The organism is Ditibartonella choladocola, assembly GCF_002007565.1.
GTDB classification, from domain to species: Bacteria; Pseudomonadota; Alphaproteobacteria; order Rhizobiales; family Rhizobiaceae; genus Bartonella; species Bartonella choladocola.
Genome location: NZ_CP015625.1, coordinates 275,221 through 287,394 on the forward strand (window position 1 = coordinate 275,221; position 12,174 = coordinate 287,394).

Here is a 12,174-nt window from a genome sequence, read left to right on the forward strand (position 1 = left end):
AATTTTAAAATCAGATTTGGCGAACAGCACCCTTGGCTGCCGATGTTGTCATGGCTGCATAAGCGCGTAAAGCTTTGGAAACTTTGCGTTTGCGAACCTCTTCCGGCTTCCAGGCTTTGTCGCCTTTCTGTTCCATCTCCTTGTGACGTTTGGCAAGTGTAGCGTCATCGACATCAAGATGGATTTTGCGATTTGGTATGTCGATTTCGATTGTATCGCCTTCTTCAACAAGACCGATTGTGCCACCTTCGGCAGCTTCCGGTGAAACATGGCCGATGGAAAGCCCCGACGAACCACCGGAAAAACGGCCATCGGTGATGAGAGCACAGGCTTTTCCCAAACCTTTCGATTTCAGATAGCTTGTCGGATAAAGCATTTCCTGCATTCCGGGGCCACCGCGCGGACCTTCATAACGGATAAGCACAATGTCTCCCGGTTTGATTTTGCCGTTCAAAATAGCAACCACGGCCGAATCCTGACTTTCAAAAATCCGTGCCGGACCTTTGAATTTCAAAATCGAGTCGTCAACACCGGCGGTTTTGACAATGCACCCATCCTTGGCAAGGTTGCCGTAAAGAACGGCAAGGCCGCCATCCTTGGAATAGGCATGGTCGACATCGCGAATGACGCCTTTTTCTCGGTCAAGGTCGACTGTTTCATACCGCCGTGACTGGCTGAACGGTGTTTGGGTCGGAATGCCGCCCGGAGCAGCACGATAAAATTCGTGGACTTCCGGATTATTTGTCTGTTTGACATCCCACTTGCGCAAAGCATCCTTCAATGTCGGTTCATGAACAGTTGCAACTTCGCTGTGAATAAGACCTGCATGGTCAAGTTCGCCAAGAATTGCCATAACGCCACCGGCACGATGGACATCTTCCATATGCACATTGGCAACGGCAGGTGCAACTTTACAAATAACCGGAACGTGGCGTGAAAGCCGGTCGATGTCGGACATTGTAAAATCAACTTCGCCTTCTTGCGCGGCGGCTAATAAATGAAGAACCGTATTGGTTGAACCGCCCATTGAAATATCAAGCGTCATTGCATTTTCAAAAGATTTGAATGTTGCAATCGAGCGGGGAAGAACACTGTCATCATTCTGTTCATAATAACGCTTGGCCAGTTCAACAATAAGGTGGCCGGCTTTCTCGAAAAGATGTTTGCGGTCGGCATGGGTTGCAAGCATCGAACCGTTACCGGGAAGCGAAAGCCCCAGGGCTTCCGTCAGGCAGTTCATCGAATTTGCTGTAAACATGCCCGAACATGAACCGCATGTCGGGCAAGCTGCCCGTTCCATATTGGCAATTTCGGAATCGCTGTTATGGTCATCGGCTGCTGCAACCATGGCATCAATAAGGTCGACAGCAAGCTCTTTGCCTTTCCATTTGATTTTTCCTGCTTCCATCGGACCGCCGGAAACAAAAACCGTTGGAATATTGAGCCGTAAAGCCGCCATCAGCATTCCCGGTGTAATTTTATCGCAATTGGAAATACAGACCAGAGCATCCGCACAATGGGCATTGACCATATATTCGACCGAATCGGCAATGATCTCGCGAGAGGGAAGGGAATAGAGCATACCATCATGCCCCATTGCGATACCGTCATCGACGGCAATTGTATTGAACTCTTTTGCAACACCGCCCGCCTTTTCCACTTCGCGCGCCACAAGTTGTCCCAAATCTTTAAGATGTACGTGACCGGGCACAAATTGTGTAAAGGAATTGGCAATCGCAATAATCGGCTTACCAAAATCTCCGTCTTTCATTCCGGTGGCACGCCATAAGCCACGGGCACCGGCCATGTTGCGGCCATGAGTAGAAGTTCTTGAGCGATAGGGAGGCATTTTGAATTTCCTTGAATAATTCCAATGTAGCAACGGTTGTGCCGCACAGATCATATAAACGCAAGGATTTTAAGCGCATTTTGCACCAATGCTCAATCACAATTAGATTAGAATTAAAAAAAATTCGGTATTATTGCGCAATATTATTGCGCGTTCTTGGGCCACTCTTCGTGGTAAACAAGGCTTTCGAGCGGTACGCGTTTACGCCATCCTTTTTGTTCGAGTTCGGGGCTGTCGTAAAAGTGGCTGACATAGCCGATACACAAATAGGCAATAATGTCTATTTCGGGAGGAATCTTCAGCAATTCCTTCAGCTCGTCATCATGATAGATCGAAACCCAGCCGACGCCGATATTTTCAGCCCGTGCTGCAAGCCACAAATTTTCGACCGCACAAACGCAACTATAGGCCGACATTTGCGGATGATGAAAACGCCCAAGGCCGGTGCGGCCATCGCGCGAGCGGTCACATGTGACAACCAGATTAAGAGGTGCTTTGACAATACCCTGTAATTTCAGGCGGTTATAAAGTTCTCGCCTTTCGTCGTTAAAAATTTTTGCTTCTTCGGCGCTCGCACGGTCAAAAATTTCTTTGACCTGTGTTTTGCGCTTTTTGTCGCGGATAAGGAGGAAATTCCATGGCTGCTGGAAGCCCACCGAAGGCGCTGAATGAGCCGCTTCAAGAAGCCTTGTGATAACAGCCTCATCAAGCGGTTGAGGTAAAAATTCGTCGCGCACATCGCGCCGTTCATGGATAACTTTATAGATATCTTCCAACATAAGATTCAGTGTTTGGCTCCCGACTATTATAAGTATTAAAACGAAAATTGTCCTATTAATGGCATAAGGCCGCCATGTGATCACGTCGATACCAATTTATGTGTCAATTAAACAAATGTTGGATTTAACTAGTGAATGCGGAAGATAATTAAAAATTTTTGATTCAATACGAATATTAAATATAATTAAATAATTTTAATTTATTGTTTATTATTTTTTATATAAAAATATAAATATATATTATTTGCTAAAATAGAACTAAATATTTATAAGCCAATTACATATTGATACAATATGTTCTTCTTTTGTTAAATTTGCTACATTGTCTAAAATGCCACTTTGCAAATATTGATACATTTCCTCTGCCATTGACAATTCAATCGCAGCTCCAACGAAAAAAATGTACGGTGAAAAACCACCTTTAGTAAATGCATTTCGGATTCTGTTTAGTGCGGATACTGCTGTCTTCCAGTGTTCATCTGCTCCAGCAGGATCTATTCCTCCTTTAAGCTCACCCAAAGCTAAAAAGTTTTCAGGACAATACTGGCATGACGATGATGAATAATTATACATATTATAGTTATTATCAAAAAGACATAAATCAACATTTTTCTTTACAATTGGAACATTAAGATTATAAAGTAAAGTTCTTGATCTACCGTCAGTTAACCAGTGAAGGCCTTTCATATTCAACTCAATATCTGAATCATCTGGACTTTGCTCGATCCATTTTCTTGACTTTGAATGGAGCCATTCATAATTTCGCCCTTCTAATGTCAAAGCTGATAATATACCACGGCTTAATTTTCTTTCACCTAAAGATCCAGCAAGATTTCTCATGCTTCCACCCAGTGTATCACCGCGAGTGAGAAGGAAACGGAACACAAGTTCGTCAACGAAATTTGTTCCTGCAGGTTCGAGAAAATTATCAATTAAACCTTTGATCGCTTCAATCCTATCGGTTTCATTGAGATGCTTAGCAGCTTTATCGGAAATGCCTGCCGCCGTTAATAAAGAGTTTCGTATGCTATTAACACCTAGTAGATCAGATGGCTTATTGGCCTTCAAAGCCGTTATCTTTAAAAATTTCGCTTCTTCTATGAAAGGTGTCGCTTTACGATTTTTTTCCAACGCTAATGATATAAAACCAGCGCGTGTAGCTTCATGTGATGTAATGAGACTTTTGGCTCCATCTATATGATCTGTGTATTGATATGCATTCATCAATGCTTTTCCCAAATATATACGCCTTTTCTTAAATCCTCTTTACCATGCTGTGCCATTTGCTGACTACTGTTCCCCTTATGCTGAGGAAGCACCAATATTTGGCTTACGGTAAATCCTAATTCTTCTGCTATTTTCGATAAAATTAAATCCACTGAAATGCACGTACCCGCGTATCTTACATTATCATTCACCATTATAAAACGGCCATTAGTTTTCAAAACTCGATAGCATTCTTGAATAACGCAAGCCATTTCATAAAAATACCCCTTAACCATCCGTGATATGCCATTATTGTTGAGCTGTCTTAATTTTTTTTTCTCTTCGAGCTGTTCAATTATCGCTTGCAATAATTGTAGATTATCGCATACGCCTATTGCTTTCTTCCATTCCGGGCTAAACGAAAGAAGTTCTTTGGCTCTGTTTTCCACCGTACAGCTTAGCATATTTTGACGTAAGTCAACTAATTGACGTTCATCGACACCGAGCATTGCAAGCTCCAAGGCATAAGTGCGGGTATAGTCATACCGATTACAATAAGGGGGTGATGTTATTATTGCTTCAAAATTTTCATTAGGCAACGATGGAAGTATATTTAAACAAGACTCATTAATTATATCAATAGAACCTGGATGATTAGAATTTCTATTACTAAATAAATCGTTGTTATGAAATTCATCGTCAATATCTTCAATAATATCGCTAAATTTTTTCAATATAGCGGTATCAAAATCTAAAATATTGCCTTTGTTAAATTCATTTTTACCTTTCCGTCTATTGGAACGATAATCCCATCTCAGGTATTGCCCATCTTTTCTAGTAAAACTTATAGATTCCAAAATACATAATAGGACGAATTTTAAGAATGTTTGTATATCCTCATCTTCTTTCGATACACATTTCAAATATTTTTGAATACTATTTAAAGTTTCGTCTGAATAAGCACCCTGTGTTATTCGTAAAACATTAAATGGGATTCTTTCAGTAACACGTTTCCACGGTTTCGTTTCTTTCCACGTGCGTAATAAATTTAATATATCATATTTATTTGGTCCATAACCGATTAGTTTTGAAATTGTAATTTCATAGCCAATCGGGAGTAATTCAATTCCAACCGCGTTAAATCCCATTTCTGACGCTTTAAATAACGTGGTACCTGCTCCAGAAAAAGGATCTAGCACTTTCCCAGTCTTTACATTTAAATCGCTCAAAAATCGTTTGACTAAAGTAGACGAAAAAGCTTCTTTATACTTATACCACCTATAGGTAGGCTTAACTTTATTTGCCTGAAAACTAACCATCTGGCGTGTCAGGCTGCTGTCTACGCGCATCGCAGCTTTAAAATGATTTTTTAGTGTCTCATCTAAAACAGCAACTGTATCTTTTTCAGGAAGACAACTCAGAGATTCGCAGTCATTGGCAGTTATCTTTCGGACGGAAAAAACCAAATAAACCTCGCTACGAAAACATCAGACACAATTCTAGCATAAGCTGCATAATCTGTTTTATGCCATATTATTTCATATTTATGCCCATGTTTCAGTTATCGACTTCTTTGTGGCCAGTATATAAAAATCTAACATAGAAGTAAAAAATCTTCCCAATTTTTTTATAATAGTTAGATAAAGTTTTTATTGGTGGAGCTAAGCGGGATCGAACCGCTGACCTCTTGCATGCCATGCAAGCGCTCTCCCAGCTGAGCTATAGCCCCATTCAGGATGGGAAGGTCACGTTGTGACCTTCAGGGATCAAGACAAAATGTCTGAGCGGCTTCTTAAATTGACTGGCGCCAAAGATCAAGAGGGAAATTGCAAACTTTATAAAAGAAAACAATTTCCCTTTGTCCCCGTTAAATGTCGTCGTCTTTATGAACTTTATTGCCACCGGTGATAATACCGCTTACGTCGTCATCCTCGTCGTCTTCATCATCCGGCAAGAATGCGTCGTCATCATCGTCACCAAGGTCGACATCCTCATCGTCGCCAATATCGGGTATGTCTTCGCCACCCTTTGTTTCATCATCAGCATCTTCAAGCGAGATGAATTCAGGCTTTTCTAATGCCGTGTCAAGGTCCTCCGTCTCAGTCTCCTCTTCCTCATCCTCGCCCTTAGCGTCGGCTGTGGCGTCGAAATAGGATCTGGGGTAGGAGATCCCAGTATAAGGTGAAATAATCGGGTCACGATTAAGATCATAGAATTTCTTGCCCGTTTCCGGGTCTATTCGTTTGGTTCCAAGTTCAGGTTTTGCCATGGACCGAGCCTCTTTTGGTTGGTCGTGCTGTTTCTATTTGCCTCATGCTTATAAAAATAGACACGCGCCTTTGTTTGAAAGCACTTTAACCGGACGCGAGCATTTACGCGCCCATAAAATGCCGTTAAGATTAATCAAAAAATTCGCTCACGGTGCTTAAGCGCAAAAATATGCTTTTGTCAAAGATAAACAATAAGACCCGTGTTCAATTTCCTTGAAGCGATGTATTTTTTCATGACGTATGAAACTGCTTATGTTAGAAGCATGCTTTTCCTATATATAAAGAAGAAACACATTTGCTATGTCTGAACCACTTCCCGCTTCGTCAAAAAAATCTGCCAATCTTTCCGGACATATCCGGATACCGGGAGATAAATCCATTTCCCACCGTTCCCTGATGTTCGGTGCTCTGGCAAGTGGAGAAACCCGCATTTCCGGTCTTTTGGAAGGTGACGATGTTATTCACACTGCCAATGCCATGCGGGCAATGGGTGCAAAAATAACCAAGGATAACGGTGTTTATGTCATCCACGGAACGGGAAACGGCTGTCTTCTTGAACCAGAACAACCACTTGATTTCGGCAATGCCGGAACCGGTGCGAGATTGACGATGGGGCTTGTCGGTACTTATGCAATGAAGACCCGTTTTATCGGTGACGCATCTTTGTCAAAACGGCCTATGGGGCGCATCCTTGATCCATTACGGCTGATGGGTGTGCAGGTGGAAGCCTCGGAAGGTGACAGATTGCCATTGACATTGTGGGGCGCAGTCACACCCAACCCGATTACCTATCGCGTTCCCATGGCATCGGCTCAGGTGAAATCGGCCGTTTTGCTTGCCGGTCTCAATACTCCCGGTATTACCACTGTCATCGAACCGGTCATGACACGTGACCACACCGAAAAGATGCTTGTGGGCTTTGGTGCCGATCTTGAGGTCGAGACAGATAATGACGGTGTGCGCTATATCCATTTAGAGGGGCAGGGAGAATTATACGGTCAGGTTATAACCGTTCCCGGCGATCCGTCTTCGGCAGCATTTCCGATTGTGGCAGCGTTGATTACCGAAGGCTCGGATATAACAATAGAAAATGTGTTGTTAAATCCCACCCGCACCGGATTAATCACCACGCTTTTGGAAATGGGAGCTGATATTAGCTTTGAAAACAAACGCCAGACGGGCGGGGAAGAGGTGGCCGATATTCGTGTGCGTTCCTCCCGATTAAAGGGGATAAAAGTGCCAAAAGAGCGCGCACCGTCAATGATCGATGAATACCCTGTTCTTGCAGTTGCGGCCGTTTTTGCCGAGGGAAAAACAGTTATGGAAGGGCTTGCAGAACTGAGGGTCAAAGAATCGGACCGGCTTTCAGCCGTCGCCAACGGTTTGAAAAAAAATGGTGTTGATTGTGAAGAGGGAAAAGATTTCCTTATCGTGACTGGTGAGCCTTCGGCAAAAAACATTGGTGGCGGAACTGTCACAACACATCTCGACCACCGTATTGCCATGAGCTTTCTGGTTCTTGGTCTTGGAGCCGGAAAGCCGGTAACAATTGACGACAAACGCATGATTGCAACAAGTTTTCCGGAATTTATGGGGCTGATGGCCAAATTGGGAGCGCATATCGAATGAACCCGAACAAGCCGTTTATTATTGCAATTGATGGGCCGGCCGCTTCAGGAAAGGGCACATTGGCGCGCAAACTTGCCTCCCATTATAAATTTTCCTATCTCGATACCGGTTTGACCTATCGTGCGGTTGCCGATGAGCTTTTAAAACGCCATTTGCCGCTGGATAATGAAGATATTGCAGTAAAAACCGCTTCGTTGATTGATTTTGGTTCACTTGATCGGGCGCATTTATCCGAACATGAAATCGGTGAAGCAGCCTCGAAGGTGGCGGTGATGGGGCGTTTGCGAAAAGCATTGGTCGACATGCAGAAAGCTTTTGCCGAACAAAGTAATGGGGCAGTTCTTGACGGGCGTGATATTGGAACAGTTGTTTGTCCCGATGCCGATGTCAAGCTCTATATCGTTGCAGCCCCCGAAGTTCGAGCCGAACGGCGCTATAATGAAATGATGGAGAAAGGCGAGAAAGCCGATTATAATGCTATTCTTGTCGATCTCAAACGGCGCGACGAACGCGATATGAAGCGCACCGAAAGCCCGTTGAAACCTGCAAAAGATGCGCACTTGCTTGATACAACAAAATTGAGTATAGAAGGCGCGTTTACTGCCGCTTGTGCTATAATTGATCCAATTTTGGCAAAACGGTAGAAGAGTTTAAGAGAAATGTTATTTCCGGCCATGCGCCAAACTACCCCGCAAAGAACGGGCGGCAGGAAAATAACATCGTTTTAACACTAACCCGGCGCTCGTGCCTTAATTCATTATTATTTCAAAAGGCACTTCTTCAGGAGTTTCTATGTCACAATACAATCCCACAAAAGCGGATTTTGAAGCCCTTTTGGCTGAATCCCTCCAGACCAATGATCTCGTCGAGGGTTCGGTTGTCAAAGGCCGCATCATTGCAATTGAAAAAGATATGGCAATCATTGATGCCGGTCTTAAAGTAGAAGGCCGTGTTCCGTTAAAGGAATTCGGTGCCAAGGGTAAAGACGGTTCGCTCAAGCCCGGCGATGAAGTCGAGGTTTATGTCGAGCGTATCGAAAACGCTATGGGTGAAGCTGTTCTTTCACGCGAAAAAGCCCGCCGTGAAGAGAGCTGGGTTCGTCTGGAAGAAAAATTCAACGCCGGTGAACGCGTTGAAGGCGTTATCTTCAGTCAGGTCAAAGGTGGTTTCACGGTTGATCTCGATGGAGCAGTTGCTTTCTTGCCGCGCAGTCAGGTCGATATTCGTCCGATTCGCGATGTAACGCCGTTGATGCATAATCCGCAGCCTTTTGAAATTTTGAAAATGGACCGTCGTCGTGGCAATATTGTTGTTTCACGCCGTACAGTTCTTGAAGAAAGCCGCGCCGAACAGCGTTCTGAAATCGTACAGAACCTTGAAGAAGGTCAGGTTGTTGAAGGTGTCGTCAAGAACATCACCGATTACGGTGCATTCGTCGATCTCGGCGGCATTGATGGCCTCTTGCACGTTACCGATATGGCATGGCGCCGTGTCAACCATCCGTCTGAAATCCTGTCGATCGGTCAGACTGTAAAAGTACAGATCATCCGTATCAATCAGGATACACATCGTATTTCCTTGGGCATGAAGCAGCTCGAAAGCGACCCGTGGGAAGGCATCAGCGAGAAATATCCGGTTGGCAAGAAGATCAAGGGCACAGTTACCAACATTACCGATTATGGTGCTTTTGTCGAAATCGAACCGGGCATCGAAGGCCTTATCCACGTTTCCGAAATGAGCTGGACAAAGAAGAATGTTCACCCCGGAAAGATTCTTTCGACATCTCAGGAAGTCGAAGTTGTTGTTCTGGAAGTGGATCCGGCAAAGCGCCGCATTTCTTTGGGGCTCAAGCAGACATTTGAAAACCCGTGGACAGCTTTTGCCAACAAATTCCCTGTTGGTTCTGTTGTTGAAGGTGAAGTCAAGAACAAAACCGAATTCGGCCTCTTCATTGGTCTTGAAGGCGATGTTGACGGTATGGTTCACCTCTCCGATCTCGACTGGAACCGTCCTGGCGAGCAGGTTATCGAGGAATACAACAAGGGCGATGTCGTCAAGGCTGTTGTTCTTGATGTTGATGTCGACAAAGAACGTATTTCACTCGGTATCAAACAGCTTTCCGGCGACAAGGTCGGTGAAGCCGTTGCTTCCGGTGAATTGCGCAAAGGTGCTGTTGTAACTTGCGAAGTAACTGCAATCCACGACAATGGCATTGATGTAAAACTGGTCGACCATGATCTTGAAACAACGATCCGTCGTTCGGATCTGTCGCTTGATCGTGACGAACAACGTCCGGAACGCTTTACAGTCGGCCAGAAGGTTGATGCACGCGTTACCGCATTCGACAAAAAGACCCGCAAAATCACAGTTTCAATCAAGGCTTTGGAAATTGCCGAAGAAAAAGAAGCTGTTGCACAATATGGTTCGTCGGATGCCGGTGCTTCACTCGGCGATATTCTCGGTGCTGCATTGAAAAAGCAGGAACAGGAATAATCATTCCGCTCCTGTTGTCGCAGGTGACTGCGATGGCTTTTAAAAAATCGGGAAACCCGCCTTAAAAGGCGGGTTTTTTTATATACAATAGTTTTTTCCGGTTTTTAATTGAATTGCCGTTTTTCATTCTAAAGCGGGAAAGCGCCGTTACTGAAGCTTCACCCGTGCGACAGGTAAAGCGGGCTGAATAAAGATTTCCAAAATAGCAGTATTTTTAAAAATCCATATAGGTTAAAGCAACGATCAGCTTATTTTGCGGCGATAAGAATGGGGAGGTTTCTTCCGCTTTTGAAAAAAAAGTCGGGCAGGTGCTTCTTGCCAATAATCACCTCGTATCACTCATCACTGGAGCTGGGCGCTTATAATCCGGTTTGACAAGGCGACTGCGGTTGTCCTGTCTATTCTAGAAAAGCAAGGGTGAACGGATTTTTTATGCTTTGAACAAGCAATAGAGTTCCGTTTTGCAACCGACTGGGCAGAATGCGCTTTGGTCAGTTTTTTAAACCTATTTTATTTCAAAAATTAAATAACAAAAGATGGAAGCATTCGTCGATTTGTTTATCTTTGGCGAGCCACTTTATTCCGTTGTCAATGTCTGGCGAGGGGATAGGGAAGGGACAAAAAACTTCCCGCGAATTTCGCGGGAATAATGGAATAGTCACAGATTTTTCAAGTTTTTACGAAGGATTGGATTTCTGTGCTTTTGCCTGTTCTTCTGCAATGCGCTTCTGGAACAGTCCTGCAAAGTCGATCGGGTCGATCATCAAAGGAGGGAAGCCGCCATTACGTGTTGCGTCGGCAACGATCTGGCGCGCGAAAGGAAAGAGCAAACGCGGGCATTCAATGAAAACCAATGGCATAACATGTTCTTGAGGAATGTTTTTTACACGGAAAACACCACCATAGACCAATTCGACGTTGAACAGCATATCCTTGCCTTCGCCAGCTTTGGCTGTGAGCGAAAGAACAACGTCATAATTGTCATCTTCCATCGGATTGGCATTGACGTTGATACCGATATTGATTTCGGGTGCTTTTTCGCGTGGTCTCAATGCCTGAGGAGCATTCGGGCTTTCAAATGAAAAATCCTTGAGATATTGCGTTAGAACCGTGAATACGGGAGCTTCGCCATTTTTATTTGCTTCGCCTTCGGCCATAATAAAAACCTTCTATTATTAGCGCCAAATTGCGCCATGAGGGGTTAGAGATAATACGGGCTAGCATGTCGCGGACATTGTTGCAATAAAAGCGAAACCGCCTTTCACTATTTTTCGCTTTATTATCAATTTAAACGCTTGTTATCGTCATCTTTACGCCATGGAGAATGTTCGGGATCGGATGAATGATAATCCTCGGCGTCAAGATCAATCGTTTGCGAATGGTTATTATCGTAACTGTTTTCTCTAAAACCGGATGAAAAACTGGCGCGGACTGTCATTTTTTTTGACACCCACTTCCATAAGAGATCACGGATTTGCGGAATAAAGAGTAAAAGTCCGATAATATCGGTGACAAAACCCGGAATGATTAACAGAATAGCAGCCAGAATAAGCAACGCGCCGTGAGCAAGTTCGCGGTCAGGTATGCGGCCGGCAGAAAGTTCATGCTGCATTTTGGCAAGAAGTGTAATTCCCTGAATACGCAGAAGAATAAATCCGACAAACATAGACAGAATGATGAGCGCCAATGTTGCAAGAACACCTATCTCTTTTCCAACAATGATGAAACCTGCAATCTCGATAAAAATTGCGACAAGCAAAAATAGGCCGGCAATATTGGGTGTATTACGGTAGATATTTCTCACCAATGTTGTCCTTTCCGGATTTTTTAAGGCATAATGATCGCAGCAATATAATTCCTTCTTTAAATAGGGATTAAAAAGCCATATTTGAATGATGACTTTTGCTGTTCTATATATTTAAATCTACGATTATCATTGCATTCTTGT

Annotated in this window: 10 protein-coding genes and 1 tRNA gene; 3 read left to right on the forward strand and 8 right to left on the reverse strand. The window is 43.9% G+C overall.

The features are described 5' to 3' along the window. Window positions 1-10: 10 nt before the first annotated feature. The 6 genes from ilvD to BBC0122_RS01255 form a co-directional block, all read right to left on the reverse strand. Window positions 11-1,849, reverse strand: a complete 1,839-nt coding sequence (ilvD, locus tag BBC0122_RS01230; RefSeq protein WP_077990528.1) for a dihydroxy-acid dehydratase — start codon at window positions 1,847-1,849, stop codon at window positions 11-13. A gap of 143 nt (window positions 1,850-1,992) precedes the next feature. Further along, on the reverse strand, window positions 1,993-2,628 hold the full coding sequence (gene bluB / locus BBC0122_RS01235) for a 5,6-dimethylbenzimidazole synthase (protein ID WP_077990530.1): 636 nt from the start codon (window positions 2,626-2,628) through the stop codon (window positions 1,993-1,995). Between the two features lie 258 nt (window positions 2,629-2,886). Continuing rightward, window positions 2,887-3,867, reverse strand: a complete 981-nt coding sequence (locus BBC0122_RS01240; RefSeq protein ID WP_210188145.1) for an AvaI/BsoBI family type II restriction endonuclease — start codon at window positions 3,865-3,867, stop codon at window positions 2,887-2,889. Further along, entirely contained in the window at window positions 3,852-5,300 is a 1,449-nt protein-coding gene (locus tag BBC0122_RS01245; protein ID WP_077990534.1) for a DNA methyltransferase, read from the reverse strand. Before BBC0122_RS01245 ends, BBC0122_RS01240 begins: the two co-directional genes overlap by 16 nt. A gap of 187 nt (window positions 5,301-5,487) precedes the next feature. After that, window positions 5,488-5,563, reverse strand: a tRNA-Ala gene (locus BBC0122_RS01250). A gap of 138 nt (window positions 5,564-5,701) precedes the next feature. Continuing rightward, window positions 5,702-6,103, reverse strand: coding sequence for a TIGR02300 family protein (locus BBC0122_RS01255; RefSeq protein WP_077990535.1), 402 nt, complete (start codon window positions 6,101-6,103; stop codon window positions 5,702-5,704). 301 nt (window positions 6,104-6,404) lie between these two features. Here BBC0122_RS01255 and aroA point away from each other — a divergent pair, with 301 nt between their 5' ends. The 3 genes from aroA (at window position 6,405) to rpsA (ending at window position 10,226) form a co-directional block, all read left to right on the forward strand. Then, the gene (aroA, locus tag BBC0122_RS01260; RefSeq protein ID WP_077990537.1) at window positions 6,405-7,733 is read left to right on the forward strand and encodes a 3-phosphoshikimate 1-carboxyvinyltransferase; all 1,329 of its coding nucleotides are present in this window, start codon (window positions 6,405-6,407) and stop codon (window positions 7,731-7,733) included. Then, window positions 7,730-8,377, forward strand: coding sequence for a (d)CMP kinase (gene cmk, locus BBC0122_RS01265; RefSeq protein WP_077990539.1), 648 nt, complete (start codon window positions 7,730-7,732; stop codon window positions 8,375-8,377). Before aroA ends, cmk begins: the two co-directional genes overlap by 4 nt. Before the next feature lie 148 nt (window positions 8,378-8,525). Then, window positions 8,526-10,226 (forward strand): 30S ribosomal protein S1, encoded by a 1,701-nt coding sequence (gene rpsA, locus BBC0122_RS01270; RefSeq protein WP_077990540.1) that lies wholly within the window; start codon window positions 8,526-8,528, stop codon window positions 10,224-10,226. A 677-nt stretch (window positions 10,227-10,903) separates the two neighbouring features. Here rpsA and secB read toward each other — a convergent pair. Together secB and BBC0122_RS01280 are read right to left on the reverse strand one after the other, a co-directional pair. Then, complete coding sequence (secB, locus tag BBC0122_RS01275; RefSeq protein WP_077990542.1) at window positions 10,904-11,383, reverse strand: protein-export chaperone SecB; 480 nt, start codon at window positions 11,381-11,383, stop codon at window positions 10,904-10,906. Between the two features lie 125 nt (window positions 11,384-11,508). Beyond that, a complete protein-coding gene (locus BBC0122_RS01280; RefSeq protein ID WP_077990544.1) occupies window positions 11,509-12,030 on the reverse strand; it encodes an FxsA family protein in 522 nt (173 codons plus the stop codon). Window positions 12,031-12,174 lie beyond the last annotated feature (144 nt).

What these genes read in the sequence shown, in the direction of transcription:
- secB (WP_077990542.1), bottom strand. Translation starts at nt 11,383, where the DNA reads ATGGCCGAAGGCGAAGCAAATAAAAATGGCGAAGCTCCCGTATTCACG.
- BBC0122_RS01255 (WP_077990535.1), bottom strand. Translation starts at nt 6,103, where the DNA reads ATGGCAAAACCTGAACTTGGAACCAAACGAATAGACCCGGAAACGGGC.
- bluB (WP_077990530.1), bottom strand. Translation starts at nt 2,628, where the DNA reads ATGTTGGAAGATATCTATAAAGTTATCCATGAACGGCGCGATGTGCGC.
- ilvD (WP_077990528.1), bottom strand. Translation starts at nt 1,849, where the DNA reads ATGCCTCCCTATCGCTCAAGAACTTCTACTCATGGCCGCAACATGGCC.
- aroA (WP_077990537.1), top strand. Translation starts at nt 6,405, where the DNA reads ATGTCTGAACCACTTCCCGCTTCGTCAAAAAAATCTGCCAATCTTTCC.
- rpsA (WP_077990540.1), top strand. Translation starts at nt 8,526, where the DNA reads ATGTCACAATACAATCCCACAAAAGCGGATTTTGAAGCCCTTTTGGCT.
- cmk (WP_077990539.1), top strand. Translation starts at nt 7,730, where the DNA reads ATGAACCCGAACAAGCCGTTTATTATTGCAATTGATGGGCCGGCCGCT.